This window comes from Streptomyces sp. NPDC005281, assembly GCF_040607495.1.
GTDB lineage: Bacteria > Actinomycetota > Actinomycetes > Streptomycetales > Streptomycetaceae > Streptomyces.
In genome coordinates, this window is the sequence record NZ_JBEXGX010000011.1 from 182,693 (window position 1) to 199,122 (window position 16,430).

Annotated in this window: 30 protein-coding genes; 1 reads left to right on the forward strand and 29 read right to left on the reverse strand. The window is 62.2% G+C overall.

The window, feature by feature from the left end:
• Nucleotides 1-22: 22 nt before the first annotated feature.
• The 27 genes from ABZV42_RS17775 to ABZV42_RS17905 form a co-directional block, all read right to left on the reverse strand.
• Nucleotides 23-298, reverse strand: coding sequence for a hypothetical protein (locus tag ABZV42_RS17775; protein ID WP_356052545.1), 276 nt, complete (start codon nucleotides 296-298; stop codon nucleotides 23-25).
• A gap of 2 nt (nucleotides 299-300) precedes the next feature.
• The gene (locus ABZV42_RS17780; protein ID WP_356052547.1) at nucleotides 301-621 is read right to left on the reverse strand and encodes a hypothetical protein; all 321 of its coding nucleotides are present in this window, start codon (nucleotides 619-621) and stop codon (nucleotides 301-303) included.
• 263 nt (nucleotides 622-884) lie between these two features.
• Nucleotides 885-2,495 (reverse strand): DUF6884 domain-containing protein, encoded by a 1,611-nt coding sequence (locus tag ABZV42_RS17785; protein ID WP_356052549.1) that lies wholly within the window; start codon nucleotides 2,493-2,495, stop codon nucleotides 885-887.
• A 271-nt stretch (nucleotides 2,496-2,766) separates the two neighbouring features.
• Entirely contained in the window at nucleotides 2,767-4,107 is a 1,341-nt protein-coding gene (locus ABZV42_RS17790; RefSeq protein ID WP_356052550.1) for a DUF3987 domain-containing protein, read from the reverse strand.
• 21 nt (nucleotides 4,108-4,128) lie between these two features.
• Nucleotides 4,129-4,320 carry a hypothetical protein gene (locus ABZV42_RS17795; RefSeq protein ID WP_356052552.1) on the reverse strand — a complete coding sequence of 64 codons (192 nt, stop codon included), beginning with the start codon at nucleotides 4,318-4,320 and terminating at the stop codon, nucleotides 4,129-4,131.
• Between the two features lie 118 nt (nucleotides 4,321-4,438).
• Nucleotides 4,439-4,822 carry a hypothetical protein gene (locus tag ABZV42_RS17800; RefSeq protein WP_356052554.1) on the reverse strand — a complete coding sequence of 128 codons (384 nt, stop codon included), beginning with the start codon at nucleotides 4,820-4,822 and terminating at the stop codon, nucleotides 4,439-4,441.
• Nucleotides 4,815-5,063, reverse strand: a complete 249-nt coding sequence (locus tag ABZV42_RS17805; RefSeq protein WP_356052556.1) for a hypothetical protein — start codon at nucleotides 5,061-5,063, stop codon at nucleotides 4,815-4,817. Before ABZV42_RS17805 ends, ABZV42_RS17800 begins: the two co-directional genes overlap by 8 nt.
• Nucleotides 5,060-5,407, reverse strand: a complete 348-nt coding sequence (locus tag ABZV42_RS17810; RefSeq protein ID WP_356052558.1) for a hypothetical protein — start codon at nucleotides 5,405-5,407, stop codon at nucleotides 5,060-5,062. Before ABZV42_RS17810 ends, ABZV42_RS17805 begins: the two co-directional genes overlap by 4 nt.
• A complete protein-coding gene (locus ABZV42_RS17815; protein ID WP_356052560.1) occupies nucleotides 5,400-5,738 on the reverse strand; it encodes a histone-like nucleoid-structuring protein Lsr2 in 339 nt (112 codons plus the stop codon). The genes ABZV42_RS17810 and ABZV42_RS17815 overlap by 8 nt, the downstream gene beginning before the upstream one ends.
• The gene (locus ABZV42_RS17820) at nucleotides 5,731-6,120 is read right to left on the reverse strand and encodes a hypothetical protein (RefSeq protein WP_356052562.1); all 390 of its coding nucleotides are present in this window, start codon (nucleotides 6,118-6,120) and stop codon (nucleotides 5,731-5,733) included. Before ABZV42_RS17820 ends, ABZV42_RS17815 begins: the two co-directional genes overlap by 8 nt.
• A 3-nt stretch (nucleotides 6,121-6,123) precedes the next feature.
• The gene (locus tag ABZV42_RS17825) at nucleotides 6,124-6,339 is read right to left on the reverse strand and encodes a hypothetical protein (RefSeq protein ID WP_356052564.1); all 216 of its coding nucleotides are present in this window, start codon (nucleotides 6,337-6,339) and stop codon (nucleotides 6,124-6,126) included.
• Nucleotides 6,340-6,468: 129 nt separating this feature from the next.
• Nucleotides 6,469-6,639: a hypothetical protein gene (locus ABZV42_RS17830; RefSeq protein ID WP_356052566.1), complete on the reverse strand. Its 171-nt coding sequence runs from the start codon at nucleotides 6,637-6,639 to the stop codon at nucleotides 6,469-6,471.
• A gap of 69 nt (nucleotides 6,640-6,708) precedes the next feature.
• Nucleotides 6,709-7,047: a hypothetical protein gene (locus tag ABZV42_RS17835; protein ID WP_356052568.1), complete on the reverse strand. Its 339-nt coding sequence runs from the start codon at nucleotides 7,045-7,047 to the stop codon at nucleotides 6,709-6,711.
• Between the two features lie 11 nt (nucleotides 7,048-7,058).
• Nucleotides 7,059-7,403: a hypothetical protein gene (locus ABZV42_RS17840; protein WP_356052569.1), complete on the reverse strand. Its 345-nt coding sequence runs from the start codon at nucleotides 7,401-7,403 to the stop codon at nucleotides 7,059-7,061.
• A gap of 101 nt (nucleotides 7,404-7,504) precedes the next feature.
• Nucleotides 7,505-7,954, reverse strand: a complete 450-nt coding sequence (locus tag ABZV42_RS17845) for a hypothetical protein (RefSeq protein WP_356052571.1) — start codon at nucleotides 7,952-7,954, stop codon at nucleotides 7,505-7,507.
• A gap of 1 nt (nucleotide 7,955) precedes the next feature.
• A complete protein-coding gene (locus ABZV42_RS17850; protein WP_356052574.1) occupies nucleotides 7,956-8,189 on the reverse strand; it encodes a hypothetical protein in 234 nt (77 codons plus the stop codon).
• Entirely contained in the window at nucleotides 8,186-8,578 is a 393-nt protein-coding gene (locus ABZV42_RS17855; RefSeq protein WP_356052576.1) for a hypothetical protein, read from the reverse strand. The genes ABZV42_RS17850 and ABZV42_RS17855 overlap by 4 nt, the downstream gene beginning before the upstream one ends.
• A 2-nt stretch (nucleotides 8,579-8,580) precedes the next feature.
• Nucleotides 8,581-8,727, reverse strand: a complete 147-nt coding sequence (locus ABZV42_RS17860; protein WP_356052578.1) for a hypothetical protein — start codon at nucleotides 8,725-8,727, stop codon at nucleotides 8,581-8,583.
• 95 nt (nucleotides 8,728-8,822) lie between these two features.
• Nucleotides 8,823-9,113 carry a hypothetical protein gene (locus ABZV42_RS17865; protein WP_356052580.1) on the reverse strand — a complete coding sequence of 97 codons (291 nt, stop codon included), beginning with the start codon at nucleotides 9,111-9,113 and terminating at the stop codon, nucleotides 8,823-8,825.
• 1 nt (nucleotide 9,114) lies between these two features.
• Complete coding sequence (locus ABZV42_RS17870; RefSeq protein WP_356052582.1) at nucleotides 9,115-9,438, reverse strand: hypothetical protein; 324 nt, start codon at nucleotides 9,436-9,438, stop codon at nucleotides 9,115-9,117.
• Between the two features lie 84 nt (nucleotides 9,439-9,522).
• On the reverse strand, nucleotides 9,523-9,756 hold the full coding sequence (locus ABZV42_RS17875; protein ID WP_356052583.1) for a hypothetical protein: 234 nt from the start codon (nucleotides 9,754-9,756) through the stop codon (nucleotides 9,523-9,525).
• Between the two features lie 78 nt (nucleotides 9,757-9,834).
• The gene (locus ABZV42_RS17880; RefSeq protein WP_356052585.1) at nucleotides 9,835-10,026 is read right to left on the reverse strand and encodes a hypothetical protein; all 192 of its coding nucleotides are present in this window, start codon (nucleotides 10,024-10,026) and stop codon (nucleotides 9,835-9,837) included.
• A 37-nt stretch (nucleotides 10,027-10,063) separates the two neighbouring features.
• Nucleotides 10,064-10,327, reverse strand: coding sequence for a hypothetical protein (locus tag ABZV42_RS17885; RefSeq protein WP_356052587.1), 264 nt, complete (start codon nucleotides 10,325-10,327; stop codon nucleotides 10,064-10,066).
• Nucleotides 10,328-10,337: 10 nt separating this feature from the next.
• The gene (locus ABZV42_RS17890) at nucleotides 10,338-10,529 is read right to left on the reverse strand and encodes a hypothetical protein (RefSeq protein WP_356052589.1); all 192 of its coding nucleotides are present in this window, start codon (nucleotides 10,527-10,529) and stop codon (nucleotides 10,338-10,340) included.
• A 13-nt stretch (nucleotides 10,530-10,542) separates the two neighbouring features.
• Complete coding sequence (locus ABZV42_RS17895) at nucleotides 10,543-10,743, reverse strand: hypothetical protein (protein WP_356052591.1); 201 nt, start codon at nucleotides 10,741-10,743, stop codon at nucleotides 10,543-10,545.
• Nucleotides 10,744-10,783: 40 nt separating this feature from the next.
• Nucleotides 10,784-11,233: a hypothetical protein gene (locus ABZV42_RS17900; protein WP_356052593.1), complete on the reverse strand. Its 450-nt coding sequence runs from the start codon at nucleotides 11,231-11,233 to the stop codon at nucleotides 10,784-10,786.
• A 1,366-nt stretch (nucleotides 11,234-12,599) separates the two neighbouring features.
• Entirely contained in the window at nucleotides 12,600-13,934 is a 1,335-nt protein-coding gene (locus ABZV42_RS17905; protein ID WP_356052595.1) for a tetratricopeptide repeat protein, read from the reverse strand.
• A 114-nt stretch (nucleotides 13,935-14,048) separates the two neighbouring features.
• Between ABZV42_RS17905 and ABZV42_RS17910 the strand changes: the two genes are divergently transcribed.
• Nucleotides 14,049-14,429: a hypothetical protein gene (locus ABZV42_RS17910; RefSeq protein WP_356052597.1), complete on the forward strand. Its 381-nt coding sequence runs from the start codon at nucleotides 14,049-14,051 to the stop codon at nucleotides 14,427-14,429.
• Nucleotides 14,430-14,527: 98 nt separating this feature from the next.
• Here ABZV42_RS17910 and ABZV42_RS17915 read toward each other — a convergent pair whose 3' ends face one another.
• Both ABZV42_RS17915 and ABZV42_RS17920 read right to left on the reverse strand, forming a co-directional pair.
• Nucleotides 14,528-15,301, reverse strand: coding sequence for a hypothetical protein (locus ABZV42_RS17915; protein ID WP_356052599.1), 774 nt, complete (start codon nucleotides 15,299-15,301; stop codon nucleotides 14,528-14,530).
• 34 nt (nucleotides 15,302-15,335) lie between these two features.
• Complete coding sequence (locus tag ABZV42_RS17920; RefSeq protein ID WP_356052601.1) at nucleotides 15,336-16,220, reverse strand: hypothetical protein; 885 nt, start codon at nucleotides 16,218-16,220, stop codon at nucleotides 15,336-15,338.
• Nucleotides 16,221-16,430: the final 210 nt, after the last annotated feature.

Below are 16,430 nucleotides of genomic sequence, written 5' to 3' on the forward strand. Positions count from 1 at the left end.
GGGGCTTTTTTTCGTCTCCGCGTCAGATCGTGTGCTTCGCGTTCGGGTCTCCGAGGTAGCCCGGATACTTGGCCGTGATGCGGGTGATCCCCGCATCCCTGTCAGCCTGCACCGGTCCCTGACTCAGCAGGTGCATGAACAGCTTCGCCGCGTCCCACTCGTCCCCGGCTGGCACAAGGAAGGTGGCCGCGTAGTCGCCTGCCTCGTCCTTCTCCCCAAGCTCCACTTCGAGTATGGATGACACGCCAGCCTGCGAGTTGCGGTTCAACGCCCACCACCCAAGGTTCGTCTGATGCATGATCAGCCCTTTCCCACGTTCCGGTCGTCGCCGTCAATCTCTATAGCGTTCGAGCAATCGTCAGCGGCCTCCGGGTGGTGCTTGGCGCACCACTTCTCAACCGACTGGTCGCACTCCACCATCTTGTTCATGTACTCGCCTCCCCCACCGCCGTACACGTTGGCGTACTGCTTCGCACAGGAAGGCGGGCTGTCGTTGCCGCTCAACTCCACCTTGACGAAGCCAATCAGACAGCCGATAAGCAAGGAGCCGATGAGCACCTTCGGCCAACCGAAGCGGTCAACGATCGTTCTCAGAGGACGCTCAGCCTGCGGCGTTTCCATGTAGTTCTGCCCCCCACATAGTTCGTGTGTTCGGTGATCATAGGTGGTTGATCGTTTGACGAGAAGAGGTCGAGATGACCTCTCCGTCCTGTAGGGTGAAAGCGAACGACCCCGGACACTTACCCTGTCCGGGGCCGTTCTTTTTTATTTGCTTCCCTCGTCCCATCTCTGATCGTTGCCGAGACGGTTCCACTTCCTTGTCACTCTGCTGTATCGGCCCTGAACTGCCTTTACAGGCCGCCACTTTGGCATCTCGGAGGGCTTCACTTACCGGTCTTCCTGTACTGCTCGCAACGGCGCGTCCAGTACGCCTTAGCCGCGTCGGTGTTGCCCTCCGCAGCTAGTTCGAGGAAGTTCTCCGGAACCTCGTAACCACCGGCCGGCGCCTTCTCGGCGGCCTCGACCTCGGGCGTGATGTCTTCGGGGCGGTTCTCCTTACGCCACTGGTCGAACTCCCTCTCACTGCGACCAGGCGCCCAGTGGACCTTAGAGGCGAGAGTGCACGTCATGAGGACCCCACTCGTCTCCACGTCGATGAGGTCGTATCGGCCCTCTCCCGTGTAGCAGACCGCGACCCTGCGCCAGTTGCTCGGCTGGGGGTTCGCCTTACCGGCCTTCCCTCCGAACCAGACAACCCGGCTACCGGCGTGGTATCGCCCCGGCAAGTTGGGGATGTCCCGGAGAGAGCCGGACTTCCACTCGTGGGGGTACGGCCCCGCGGGCTTCTCCTCAGGCTCCTGGTGCTCGTCGGGCTCGTCCACCGGGTCCCCGCCATAGATACCGGCGAGCTGCTTGAGCTGCTGGCCGATGCCGCCCTTCAGAGGCGCCTCAAGGTCGTCCCACAGCAGCCGAGCGAAAGCCACGTAGTCCTGCCCACCGAGGACAGTCACCTTGGCGTCACCGAGTCCCAGCCTCTCGACCTGCTGACTCAGGACCCCGAGCCCCACGCTTCCGGGCTGTCCCATCTTCACGTTGTAGTTCTCGATCTCCTCAGTGAGAGGGATCAGTCCGTACTTAGCGCTGAGGATCATCGTCGGGCCGTCCATGACCTCGGACGCCTGGCGGCAAGCCTGGAAGTAGTTGCCCGTGTACCGGTCCTCAGCGGGGATCTTCCCCGGTGCGTCAGACTTCTTACCGCCGCAGGCGATGACCACCAGGCGCTTCGGCTTCGCCTCGGGCTCCTCAACCAGCTCGGGACCCCGGCCGCGAATAGCGGCCTTGAAGTCGTCGGCCGTCAGGATCTCGGGTTCCTGCTCCTCGACCTCACCGGTTCCGAGGTACCCATTGATGAGTCGCTGCGTCTTCTCGTACGGCTCGGTGTAGGTGGTGATGAACTTCTTCGCGGCCCGACTGGTGGCCGGGTGCGGGTTCTCCTTCAGACGCTCCATCTTCGCGAGGATGAAGCCGAGCGCTTCCGCCCGGACTCGACCGTGTCCACCAGAACCGACCCAGCGCATCCGGTCCATGTCGGTCTCGATGACCTCGGACTCGTCCTTGTACGGGGAAGGGCTCCCGTACTTGGGGGCGAAGTGCCCCGCGAGGCTCTTGGGCATCTTGATCTCGTGCCGGATCTCGCGCGGGTCGTCAGGCTCGAACTCCAGTTCGAACTTAAGCATCGACTTCCCCGCCATGACGTTGTTGCCGTTGTCGCTGTCGAGCCAGTCACGGGCTATGTCGAGCGCGACCCCCACCGCGTCGTTGGTCAGGTGGAGGTCAATCGTGTTCAGGCTGTTGCGCTCCTGCGCCACCAATTCCTTGTGCCCCGCGATGCTCGCGGCTTTGAGGTCCCACTCCCCCTTCGTCTTGGGTTCGAGGTTCTTGATGACGTGCCTGCGGATCTGTCCGGGAACGGGCAGGGCGATGGTGTCAGGCATGGTGGCTTCTCTCTTCACTTGTTGGTGGGTGTGCACTTAGGACTCTTGGCCCTCCGGGATGGACCGATCAACGAGGTAGACGCCCCAAAACCCTCGCGGGAGAGGAGACGTCCTCACGCCGAACCGATCCGCAATCCCCATGTCTACGATCTTTGCTGCCCACTCCTCAACGATGGCCCATGCGTGCGCATGGGACGGCTGCCGAGAAATCATCTCGACTCGCTTGGAGGGGCGGACGAACAGCGGGTTGTTGTAGTTACACATAGGCGCCTTACAGGTGCAGAGCGTTCAAGAACGGGTTCGAGCTGACAGGCGCCGGCGCCTGCTTCGGCTTCGGCTTTGCAGCCTCGAAGCTGATCACCTTCAGGGTGGGCTTCTCGTACTCCTGGTCCTGGTCCCGGTCTTCAGCATCGATCAGGCGATACATCTGCCTCGGGGCGCCACGCTTACCCGTCTTCTCCTGGATCACTTCCACGTCGTCCATCTCCTCTACCGCGGCCTTGATCCCGGCCGCGTTGAGCTTGCCCCAGAGGGCTCGAAGGAGGTCAGACGCCTTCGTCTCTCCCCCGTACCTCTTCAGAACGTCTCGAATCATTTCTTGGGGGGATTTGTCGGCACGCGTGCTTCCCGACTCCGAAGCCGCGTCCTTCACCAGCTTCTCGACGCTGTCCATGGAGAAGGAAACAAAGGCCCACGCAGCCTCTACGGCCTCCGGGGTGACTTCCTCAGTCATCTCCATAGAGGCCAGTACAGCCGCCACTCGCTGAACCTGCTCAGCGGCGCGTTCCATGTACGAGGCCAGCAGCTCGGGCAGCTCAGCCATCTTGGCCTCGACCTCGGCCCGGATCTCGTCGTACCGCTCGCCGGCCTCCCGAGTGAAGCGCATGACGCGGTTCTCCTCAGTGGCCCACTCGAAGGCTTCCCGAAGCGCACTGGTGTCGGGAACCTGAGGCTTGTTGTCCCAGGGCAGGAGCTTCGAGCGCTCGACCAGGACCGGAAGCAGGCGGTTGTACGAGCCGCCCAGGGCCTCGGAGCTGGACACGTACTTGCCCCACTCACCAGGCGTGATGTGTGCATGGAAGCCGAGAAGCGGCTGAGCAACCGACTGCAAGCCGTCCTTCTTGGTCCGGTTCGACAGGGGCTTTCCGTCCCATGCCGTACGGAAGAGCGTGCTGAACTTGCTGCACCGCTTCTGAGTCTTGAGGACGGCCGCCCACTCCTCCTCGACCAGGATCGCCCGGCCGTCGAGACCGCCGTCCTTGCCGACCGAGTCCAGTTCCAGGCCGGACAGCATGTCGACCAGGGACGGCCCGGACGAGACGCCGCTACGGCGCCGCGCGTGGATGAATCCCCCGAGGCCGTCAACCTTGCTGAGGATCGTCGTAGCGGTGTTCAGGGCGTATCCCTTGCGCCCGATGGCACTGCGGCCAGCAAGCACCGTCCACACCACGACCGGCCTACGGTTGTCGAGCCGCACGGTACGGCTGATCGCGGCCGAGTAGAGGCTCAGGCTCGCAGCCCAAACCCCAATGGGGTCCGCCTCGCTCGTCGCCATGGCCTCGGAAACGGCCGCACCCATCGGACCGAAAGACATCTGCTCAAACGTCGTCATGATCTATTCCCCACCCCTTGATTAGGCGCTCAGCGCCGCGTTCTCTTCGTAGCCCAGGGCGTCAGCCAGCAGGACCCGGAACTTCTCCCCGTGCAGGTCACACAGGTCGTACTCGTCGTTTCCGATCTTCAGTTCCACAGTCGCGGGAACGTCACCCTTTCCGATCTTCTTGCACCCGTCGCACGTGATCGTCGTAACCACCTTGCGAGCCATCCCAGCCCCCTCGTTGAACGAGTAACCATAGTTGGACATTCCACACATTCCTCCGAACTCAGTAAGAGCCCGTGGCGAGAGGTCGAGACCGATCCCGACCCCCACCACGGACCATCACTCAGCCGAAGACGACGTCACCGAACACGACGACCTGAAGCACGGAATCGGCCGTGTCCGCGTCAAAGTCGGCAAGCTCCGGGTCAAACAGAAACGACCGGCACTCACGCGCCGCGGAGGGGCCGGCGTCCACTCCCCACGGCTCCGTGGGGTGAGCTATCGCGTTCATGGCACCGATCAGAGCCCAGTGATTCACCAGGGCCGTGACGCCTCTGTCATTGCTCTCCGGGTCCTCACCGATGACCGCGACCGCCCAACCATCCGGGACCACATCCATGTCGTTCGGCTTCCAACTCCGCTTCATGCCCTCCCACCACGAGTAGGTGAGAGGGGAAGCGCCGAAAATGTGGCCGTAAGTGTCCTGCTGCGTTACCTGCTCAGGCACCCTGTGCCTCCATTTCCCAACTGGCCAGCATCCGGTTGAAGCGGAAATACAAGACCGCTCCCTTGACCAGGATTCGCGCCGCTTCCATCGGGTTGGCGTACACCTGCGCTCTCGTACCGCACTCCTGGAACACGAGAGTGAGAGCGCGAAGCCTCTCCGAAGGGCTGTCGAGGAACGCCGCGTTCGCGGCCATCTCGCTCAACTCGTCTTCGTCGTCCATGAATCGCTTGATCAGGCTCACTTGTCGATACCTCCGTACATCGAACGGGCCTTGTTGGTCATGGCGGCAGGGGCGAACCACTTGAGAAGCCCGAACCCGGAGAGCATCTGCACGAACTTCGCCGGGGAGTTGTAGACGGTCAACATCGCCTCATAGACGCGCATGTCGAGATCGGTTTCCTTGGGGCTGAACTCGAAGGGCTCTTTCGCGGTCGCACGGTATTCGTGGCCTTCGAGGGTCCGGCCGTCCTGCCCGAAGAACTGGACGGCATAGCCGGTCTGGCCCGGCGTCCACGAGATGGTGACGCTCAGGTTGGACAGGTTCTCGGAGACGATCCCCGCGGCCATGTGCGTGTGCTTACTCAATTCCCTTTGCCTCTCGGTATGCCTCGATGACCTTTCGCGGGATACGGCCCCGCGTGCCGACAAAGAACCCGTTCTCAGGGCCCCACTTGCGCATGTCCTTCATGAGCCAGGCCCGATGAGCCGCCGCTTCGGCGCTCTCACGGCGCCGACGGTCCATCTCCTCTTTCTGGAGCTGCCGTTCAGCAGCTCCCTTCAGCCGCTCCACGTGAGCCGGGTAGTACGCCGTGAAGAACCGCAACTCAGGAGGTGTCACCTCACGAATATCTCCCGGCTCTCTCAGCCCAGAGATCACCATGAATTCCCGAACCAACTCCGGGTCGGGCTCAGTCACGACGGTGACGAGCGCGATGCGCCGTGAATATGGCCTCACGCATGGCCAGGTTCACGGGGAGTTCCTTGTCGTGGACCATGCACCAACTCAAGACCCGGTGAATCATGTTCAGCTCCACGTCCGTGAAGGTCCAGGGTTCGAAGCCGTCGGGGAGGTTTCGCGACAGGTCCATAGCCGCGTTCGCATATTCCGTTCCGGAGAAGCCGCCAGTGACCGAATAACCGGCCGCCAGGAACCGCTTGATGCGGCTGCGGATGTACGGCGCGTGCGTGGTCCTGGTGGGCGTGATGGTGGCGGCCGGCTCGTCGGGGAACCAGCCCAGTCCCGTGCGGTGCACCTCTACGGGGATGTTCTCGACGTCGGGAATGTTGTGAGTCTTCATTGCTTACGCGGCCTCTCGCATGTCGGTCCAGGAGTAAAGGGCCATGGAAGACGGAACTCCCGGCTTGGTTTCGCAGACGCGGACGTACATCCCCGGCTTCAGAATGCCCTTGGTCTGCACGTACTTCAGGACGGCCAATTCCGCCTTGTCGCTGGCCTCTTTGGGGTGCTCGGCGTTGACCACGAGCGTCCAGGCGAGGTCTTCCACCTCGGCCTTCAACTCGGACTTGTAGGTGTAGACCTCGACGTCGACGGTCCACTCGTCCGTGTCGAAGTGCTGGTCCGGCTCGTCGCAGTCCTCGCAGTGGTCCGCGACAATCTGTGCAGCCGTGTTGCGGTAACCAAACGCCTAGAAAAGACCGGCGTACGTCTTGGCCTCGTCACACCCGAGGGTGCACGAGTAGTCCGTGATCAGCGTGGAGGCGAGGCCCGAATTCGTCCACGCCTCCACGAACGCGTCAGCAGCGGCAAGCTTCCGCTGGAATTCCTTACGGACCTTCTTGGGGTACTTGCGGGACATGATGTTTCCTTTCGATCGGTTGCCCGTGGCGAACGGCCGGTCACCCGGCCGCCACCAAACAAGAACCGCTCAGACGTAAGAGGCTTCCTCGTCGGTCAGGAGCATGAACTCACCCATGTCCCACACGAATTGGTAACCCTCGGGTGCTCTCTCCTGGAGGAAGTCAGTTGCCTGGTCGGAGAGTTCGCCCTGACCGTGGACGGCTTCCCACTGCCCATCGGTCTCGATGAAGAGCGTGGAATTGCCGTTGGTGCAGTAGTTGTCCATCGCTTCCCGGTACTCCTCCGGGACGATGAACCCGAACTCCTCGGCCTTCAGCACGACTCGATAGGAGTTGTGCCAGCCGAAGTGCCCATCGAGCCAGCAACCGGCCATCCAGATTTCGACCTTTTCGAGCGTCGCAGTCATGACGTTTCCTCTCAGACGAAAAGGGGCTCGGCGTCGCGCTCCATGCGGAAGTGCAATTCCGCACTGTTGACGACCGCTTCGGGGCTCTCGCCCTCCACCTCAAGCAGGTGGAAGAGGTCCGCCAGGAAGTCAGCCGCAACCGTCTCCAGCGGCTCGTTACGGTCGTGAGCGTCCGCGTAGAGGGAAATGGCCGCCCGAACGCGCTCCGCACCCCTGGTGGACGGGTGCTCGTCGTAGGAGCCGATCCCGTCCGCAGGCGACCAGCCGGTGATGGGCTTCGCCTCCACGACCTGAATGCCGGTAGGCACCAGCTCCGTGGACGGCTTCTTGCGGAATCGGGCGAAGAACTTGGACATGGTGAACCCTTCGTTGAATGCGGGGAGTTGGGCGAGCGCCCATGGGAAAGGCCCGGACACTTACCCTGTCCGGGCCTCTCGGCAAAGCCGCTCGATTACTCCTACAGGCGCTTACCGAGAATCGGCGCGTCCTGTTCGAGACCGTTGTAGGTGTTCACGTACTCGCGGATGGTCATGTCCTCCCACTCCGGGAAGATGTGGCCGTGCCGCTCGCACAGCAGCGTGCGCAGTCGCTCGGACTTGCGCTCGTACCACGTGTGCTTCACCAACACGGCCTGTTCCTTGCAGTGGCCGGCGTGCTCGCTCACGTACACCTCACAGAGCCAGCCCTCGGAGAGCATTCGCTCTAGGACCGCCTTCGCGTCGTCCTCGGAGTTGGTCATGCCGATCCAGTAGGTGTGCCTGTCCTCCTGGTCGTAGGCGTAGGTGAACCAGCGCTCGGGCAAGTCGCCCTCGGTGCCTTGTACGCGCACCACGTATCCGCGGTAGTCCCGCGTGCGCTCCACTCCCAGCATCGACAGACCGTTGTACTTCTCGATCCACTTAGTCATGTCAGAGACACCTCTCACTCTTGAATTCGTCAACGTCTACCGCGTAGTTCACGGTGATGACGTCCTCAATGGTCGCTTTCATTTCCGAACCGAGGATGGTCAGCGTCGCGTTGACCATGAGCGCGAGCAATTCCTCTTGCTCGTCATCAATCTCGAATTCCGCGAGAATCATGTTCATGGCCGCGTTCACGCCCTCGTGCACGTATTCCTCGGTGAAGGTTCTCACGTCGCTCACTTACCGACCTCCTTGTATGCGAGAGCCCAACCCACCGATTCGGGGTCGGCGTTCTCGTCCTCCGGGTGGATCTCCACGACGAGAGCGACCCAATAGCCGGGCGTCTCTCGAATGTGATCCGAGATTGCTCCGCCGATGTATTCGGACGGGTGCATGATCGGGCCGCTGTAGAGGTACTGACCGGACCAGCCGGTTTCCAGCTCCCAGCCCTGTCCCCGGATGTACTCGGACATCGCGCGGTCGTGCTCTTCGAGTATCTGAGCGTCTTCGAACGCTCCGGCGTACTCGCAGTGTACCTCCGGGCCGTAAACGCCCCTGGCGTCCTCCACGGCCCCGTTCTCGCGAACAAGAATCACGTGGTCGAAGCCCATCATTGCGTTCAGGTCCATTCTTAGAATCCCTTCAGGAGTCGGTGAATCAGGGTGGTTGCCTTCTTGTCACCCGCGACCGTCCAGCCCTCCGCCTTACGTACGAGCGACTTGGGCGAGTGGATGGTGTGGAGGGGACGGAATCCGCGGGGACGCTTGTGCTTGGGCATGGCTTCCTTCTGACGAATTGCGGGCCTGTGAGGACACACAGACAGGGGGCCGCACCTCGGCGCCGGCCGAGGTGCTTCACCCAATCCAGATGTGCTCAGACCAGCTCGGGGAGTTCCGCGGTGGTGTACTGCGCTTCGTACTCCCGAATGCGTTGCACCGTCTGATCGAAGTTCTCTCCGTCAGCCGTCTTACGGGCCTTGAAGCAGACGAACAGCGGCGCGCGTCCGTCCCAGTAGTCCGCGCGACGTTCCGTGATGACGCGGACCGAGCCGTCGTCCATGACTGCGACGTCCACGCGCTCAAGTGCAACGGACTTGCCGAGGATGAATCGCTTACGACGTACCGACTTGGCCAGAATGACCTTGTCCGTGTCCAGGTCGATCACTTCACTTCTCCCATTCCGACATGGCGTGACGGCGGCCGTGATAGTCGCTGCCGCACCCGTCACACGAACGAGTGCTGAACTCGTCGGTCTCGCAGTCGCATTCGTAGTCACCCGGCGCGTCCGAGCCCATGGTGTGGAACAGGCACTCTTCGGCGTGCTCCTCGAAGAGCAGGCCCATGGTCACGTGATTGGACAGACGCGAAAGCGGCTCGCCGCCCTCGTGCCCTTCCTCGCGGTGACAGTCACCGCATTCGCCGTTGGCGTGGTGGTGCAGGCAGTTGTCACACACCCAGAGATTCCAGAACTGACGAGTGTGCGTCGTCATGACAGCCATGATGTTGAGCCTTTCGCGTTGAGACACGAAAGGCCCGGACACTTACCCTGTCCGGGCCTTCCACCTACGGACGTGCTACTTCAGGCCGAAGAACCTGTGCGGCATTGCGGGACCGAAGAGGCCCCCTTCCATCTGCCATTCGAGCCAAGCCGCTCCGTTGTGCGGGAGCAGCGCGGCGATGATGGCGTCCTCCGCCCACGCCATACGGTGCGGGGACTTCACCAGCCGCTCGAAGTCGTCGCACAGCTCTTGCGTGGTCTTCTGTGCGAGGTGGCCGCGAACGGCCACCGCGTCGATCGTCTGAGGCATTACGCCCCTTCCAACTCACCGGTTTCGCTTGGACGCTTACCGGATTCCGCCAAGCCCCGAAGGGCATGACGGGACCCGTCAAGAGCCGTTCTTCGGGTGGAACATGTAGACGTTGCGCATCGGGATCAGTCCGCCACCGAGGGAGCGCGTACCGCGCACCAGAGGCTCGGTAGCAAAAGTGAGCCGCTGTGCGCGTCCCCAACGGGCGAAGTCCTCGCTGTCGTTGCTCTGACGAAAGGCCGCATATTCGCGACGCGTGCTGACAACCATTTCATTACCTCCACACATTCAAGTTTTGGGTGAAAACTCAGACCAGGTCGAGCGGGCACGTGACCATGGGTCGGCCCATGTCCAGGCGCGCACTCGGGTAGCGGGAGCCGTAGCCGTCCATCACAGGCGCCACGATGGGCAGGGCCCGGACCTGAGGCCGGCGTCGTCCGGGCGTGAAGACGTAGTTCCATCCCTTGCGGAAGTCCTGCCGGTTACGTCGGAAGAACTCCAGGAGGATGGCGGCACCCTTCGGGTTGCCGGGACGCGGGACGCGGGCGAGAGAGCGGGTGCAGATCTGCATTGGGTGTCTCCTAGTAGAGGTTGGCCATCTTGGACCTGTGGACCACGCGGAACTCCCCCGTGACCCAGTTGAGGCACAGGTAGTGCCGCTCTCCCTTCGCGTCGCGCATGGCGGCGCGGACCTTCCACACACGCCCGGAGGCGTCACCGCGGATGGAACACACGCGGCGCAGGTTGTTGAACAGGTCGTGCGTGAACTTCACGGGACTTCTCCTGTCAGTGGTTGTTGACGAGCCAGGCGCAAGCGGGCTTGAACCCCTGCTCGCAGTCGTCACGCTTGGAGTCGCTGAACCCGTCGTTGAACGAGGTCACGGTGTGCGTGCGGGGAGGCTTGGGCTCGGAGGTGTGGGCGGAGCACCCGACCAGCGCGACAGCAGCGAGGGAGAGGGAGGCGAGGGCACGGCATAGAGTTGTCACAGTTTCAAGTCCTATCACACATTCAAGTTTTTGGACGTAGCTAAGCCGCCAGGTATGCCTTCAGGCGGTCGGGCACCTCCGTGACGAATCCCTTGCGGGCCACGGGCTCAGCCTTCTTCTGCTTCTTCTTGCGGTTCCCGCCCTTGACGCGGAACTCCGGGCCGAAGGTGGTGAGGCCGCTCGCGGACTTCCGGCGCTTCTGCTGGTCGTACTTGCCGGGGGTGAGCGGGCGGTTCGGGAGCTGGGAGCGCTCGCGCGCGCTACGGCCGTACACGTCGTCCGGGTGCGCCTTGTCCACACCTGCGATGACGAGGTTGCGGGTACCGCTGCGGCGGTCGAGGGCGGGCGCCTGAGGCTTGGGGCCGGTGCTGGCAGGCTTCTTCGACGGGTCTGCCTTGAAGGGGACCTGACGCGCCTTACGCTCCGCCTCACGCTGGCGAAGTTCCGCATAGAGCTGCTGACGTTCCTTGCGAGTCATGGCTTCACTCATGTTTGGACTCCTGGGTTGAGGTGTGACATGCACGGACAGGGAGCAATGCGCATGTGACACATGCACAAAGCCCACGGCCCGTGCGGACCGTGGGTTACATGTCTGGTCAATGATCCAGACGTCCCGCTTACGCGGTCGCCAACATTTTCCCGCTCGCGCTCTCACTTGCTTTCCTGGCAAGTCTCATTGCGCATTAGTCATGGCAGGCACTAATGGTGGCATTGATTTAATTCCCGTGCGCTACGTGTCATCCCTGCTCTGCCGTATTAGGTACAGGCGCTAGGTACGTTCCGAGAACTAACTCGGGCTTTCCACACACGTCGACCGTGTCCCTCTCCCGCACTGGATGTGCGACTAGGGCAGACCTAGAACACAGACGCTACTCCGCGTCTTAGGTTGGTCTTCTTCCTGTCAGCTTGCCTGTATTGCAGCCCTTCGGTTACAGAGCTCCCGCCCTGTACGCGCACCTCACCGCCCTCCTATTTAGGGACCACAGGCAGAGTCTCCCCCACCCGGCCACACACCGATGGTGTGTGGTGGTATCCCCGGCGTCTATTCGGCGCGCGCTACCTACGGCCGCGTTACCGCAGCTTTCAAGGTTTTTATTTTTTTATCAAGGTTTTGCCAAGGAATACCTTTGGTCAGAGCACGGGCCCGCATTCCTGCTGGCCCCGCATTCCCTCCGGTTTCCCGCCTTCCGGGTTCCGGCCCTTTCGGGCCCTTCCCCTTCCAACAAGTAAATAATAACACCGCATCACAGATTCAAGGTAACTCCAAAACGGGACATAATGGGGCGACATTTAGGGCATAAGGGAAGACATTACTAACATAGTGGACATCGGAAAGCCTCATTACTGGACATATCTATGCGACATTCCGGACACGTTAGCCCATCTAATTAGGCTGCCTCACTACTATAGTTAGACTGCCTAACTGATTGAATTAATTCGAGCGTGACCTGGTTGTTATCTAAAAGTTACAGAGAAATAGAATTAAATGTTTCCCCAAGTGAATGTAAAGGGGGGGTAATACTCTATTTCAATTGAAAAGGACCCACAGGGGGTGCCTTCCTTTGATCGCGTACGGGTTTAAAGAAGTGCCCCCAGAGCCATTTCTTTCTCCCCAGAACCCTGTTTCAGCCCCTTTAGCGGCCCCGCAGGCGCCTGCCTGCCCTCTGTCGAGCCCCCATACAGCCGTCTGGAAGGAAATAAATAACCCCCCAGAGCGTGAACTGAGCCACACTTTGAGGGGTTCTGGTCCCAAAACGCCTAGATTGACACCGACGTCTATATTGTAGGCGGTTGGATTTACACTCCTCCAACCGCACTCGCAAGTCTGGTAGGCCCCCACCCAAGGGGGGCCAGCACTACGCTGCTACAGGGACTCCTACAGCCCTTGCACGCTCCAATACAGCACTTGCCTGCTTATTCGAGGAATATCGAGATAGCAGAGTGACCATTTCTCGCATTCGTTCATCACACCTGCCCGACTGGACAAGGTGATATTCGTCTAGAGCTGCATCCCAGGTCTCACAAGCGGCTTCAAGGTGCCCAATTTCGAGCTGACGTTCAGCAGTGAGGCCCAAATGCCTCACCTTGGCTCGCCTATAAACGCTATGACGGAGCTTATTCGACTCCTGCATGGCATTTACAGCCCCGGCATTGTCCCCAAGCTCGTGTTGGACCTGTGCTAGGTGATACATGAGCGAAGAAGGGTCATAGGAGCCGAAAGCCTTCGCTTGGGACTCGGCTACTTCCATCGCCTTTTCGGCTTCCTTCATGTACCTGAGGGAGTCATCCCTGTTTCCGAGCTGTGCAGCGGCATGAGCCTGCTGTCCTGCAAGGAAGGCACGCATACGAGGGCCGGCCTGAGGGGAAGCCGCTGCCGCGGCGTCGGCAAGGCGCATTGCGTGGGTGGCGTGGCCCAGGTCCACGGCCTGTACGGACATGCCCCGGAGCGTTGTGCAGTAGGTCAGGTGGTCCTCAGAGGCCCCGGCAAGCTCCAGCGCCTTCAGGTAGTACCGCTGAGCCAGGCCGTGAAGTCCCTCGTCCACGGCCATGTAGCCGGTGAGGTAACAGAGGTCCGAGGCAGCGCTCATCATCTCTTTGCGCACGGCATCAGGCGCCTGCGCCTTGAGGTAGCCAGCCACAGTGTTAACGAGGAAGGCAGCAGCCATTGGGCGGGCGTGCCGGCCGCCAAACTGGTCGTCCAGCTCGGAGACGCGCTCAGTCATCTGCCTGACCATGTCGACGTCTCCGTACCCGATACGGATCGTCTTGCCCGCGGCGAACGACTCGACGCGTCCCACGACGTCAGGCCAGTCAGGGATGGTCAGCGCCACGGAGAAGAGAGCAGCGCCCAGGACGCTCCTACGAGACGGGTCCATGTCTTGCCTCCCCAGGTTCACCAGGCCCTCAACGGTACCCAGGGGAGATCCACCGCCTTCAGGGGCGGGGAACCCGGTCTCAGCGTGCGTGACAGGCCGGAAAAGGCGACGGGATAAGGCTTCGAGGATGGCGGCCCTGGCCTCCTTGCGGGGCATGGTGCCTGAGGTCCAGTGGCTCACCGCGGACTGGTCGTACTTGGTGGGCCGGCCTACCTCCGTGCCGACCCGATTCACAGCGTTCGCTAGCTGTGTCGCGCTCCAGTTCGCCTCTCGCAGGAGACGGGCCAGGCCCTCGTTCGGCGTTTTCTGAGCCACAGTCAACCCCCGGCAACTTTCATGGCTTTCATGCTCTGCCTCGGTTCCCAAGGTACTCCGGGGCCTGAGAACCCGGTTACGTATCGCGTGGAAGATCCCCGAAGGGAGAAGCGCGTGGAGGCCGGCGTGATGGAAGAGACCGCGATGACTGAGGCTGAGGCCAGTAGCCTCCCCATCCACGTCGAGACGATCGCTAAGACTGTCGAGCGGGCATGGGAGATGGCGCTCGGCACCTCGACGCGGGAAGAGATCGACCTGCGGACTGCCCAGTTGATCGGGCACTTGAACCTAGTCGCCGAGGAGTGCCGGACCCTCGACAAAGAGAAGTACCCGCGTGTCTGGCTACTGCTGCGAGCTGTGGACAAGCACCTCGCGGAGGGCGCCTTGCCGTCTCGCAGGGCTCACGCTCACGACGCCTACCACTTCATGCGGGACAGTGCGATCTTCACCAGCTCCCTCCTCGGAGCACTCACGCTGGCCCGGGAGCACCAGTAAGAAATAGGCTGCCCTCGTCTGAGGGCGACGACACAGCGTTCTCAGGCAAGAAACCCCCCGCACTAGACCTGCGGGGGGCTTTCTGCTTTTCCGGCCTGCTAGATCGGGAGAGGGATCATGCCCGCCGTCGGGCGCTCAGCGGCCTTGTGCCGGTAGTAGGTGGCAGACGAGATGCCCAGGGCCTCGCACACCTTCGCCACAGTCACCGAGGAGCCGAGAGACTGTCGCGTCTGCTCGATCCGCTCAGCGAGAGAGACGGGGCGGGGCTCCTTCGCAGCCTCGTGGAGAGCTTCCTCCCAACGGCTGTTCTCAAGCTCGGCCGCCTTCACCAGCTCCCCCACGACAGTCCCCACGGTGTTGCACTGCTTCACGAGGGACTGAGAACGGCCGATGAGAGAGGCAGCGGACTCCGCGGTGAAGGTGAGCAGGACGGCCCGCAGCTCCTCCATCTCCTCGGACACGGTACGGACCTCAGAGGGCGTCTCAGCCATGTGGATGAGGTGAGCGATCACCAGGGGCGGAACGCAGCTCACAGCGACCACCAGACCCCACGAAGTCCCCATGTAGGACTGCTCTATCAGGTGGCTGATCGACTGCGCTCCCATCGCGAGAAGGAGAGCCATCACGCCGCCGAGGAGAGCGGTCCTCTCACCGGGCAACTGCATCTTGCGCCGGAACTGAGAGATGGCTCCAGCCGCCAGGGCATAGACCGAGAGACAGACCGGCATGGCGGGCGCGTAGTGCGCGGACCATCCCGCCGTCTTGGCGAGAGTCACCTCACCGGGGATGGAGAGGTACAGCGCCGCGAGGCAAGCCGCGGGGATGGCCAGGCGAAGCACGGCCTTGATGTACCAGGGCACAGAACTAGACATGAGTGTCCTCTCGAATGTGCTGGGAGTGGGTTGGTCAGGCGGCTGCGAGGCAGGCCGCAGCCCGGTCCATCTCGCCCTTGCAGGAGCGGCAGACGCCGCCCGGGTGGCCGAGAGGGAAGATCACTTCACAGACCTCGCAGTGAGCCCGCTCGACGGGCTTGGAGCGCTCGGAGGGCTGCTGAGGAACAGAACGCACCGGGGTGAAGGTCTTCAGCCGGTGGGAGATCAGGCCCGGCACAGAGCCGATCTGCTCAGGGAGGGCCGCGGTGAGGCACTGAAGGATTTCGTCGCTGCGGTAGTCCTCACGCAGCCACGGCACGACCTTGGGAGCCAGGCGGGCAATCTCCTGGTCGGAGAGGGTGAGGCTCTTGTGCAGGCTCAGCCGCTCAAGGACGCGGCGGGCCTCACGGCCCATCTCGCGGCTGATCTTGGTCAGGAAGGTGTCATCCCCCTCCCCACCCTTCTCGGCGCTCTCAGGAGCGAGCGGAGCGGCTTCCTGAGGCTGGCAGGTGGGAGGGGTGGTGTTCTTTTCTTCTTCCGTCTTACTCCCTATGGGAGAACCGCCGACAGCCCGACCAGTCGCTATCCCGACCGTCGGGAACCGGTCAGTCGGAGAGGTCTCAGCGTCGGGGGTGTCCGTGACGGTGGTGATGGTGACCCATCGGCCCGTCTCGGGGTCCTGCACCTTGGCGCGCTTGACGTAGCCAGCCTCGATCAGCTCGTTCATGGCCTTGGAGACAGAGCGCCGGCCGTTCGAGACCTGAGAGGAAACCTTCTCGACGGTCGCCCCGGCGTTGTCCGGCAGGGAGAGCAGACGCGTCAGCAGGCCGACAGCCTCAAGAGAGAGCTTGCCGTGCCGTGCAATGGCGTTGGGTATCTGGACGTAGCCAGACGAGTGCTTGGTACGCTGGACTCGCATCGAAGGTTTACCTCTTCGGTGTCAGACCCCGGAGTGTTCCCGCACTGCCGGGGTCGTTTTTTCCTGTGTAACTTGTATCTGTGATGGACACTAGCATGATCGCTCTAGGACTGGTCAAGGGATCTGCTGCACGGAGCCCCCGAAGGCGGGGGCGGACTCAGAGTCGCGGCGCTTCGCGCGGCCATCGGGGAACAGACTGCGGACCGGTTT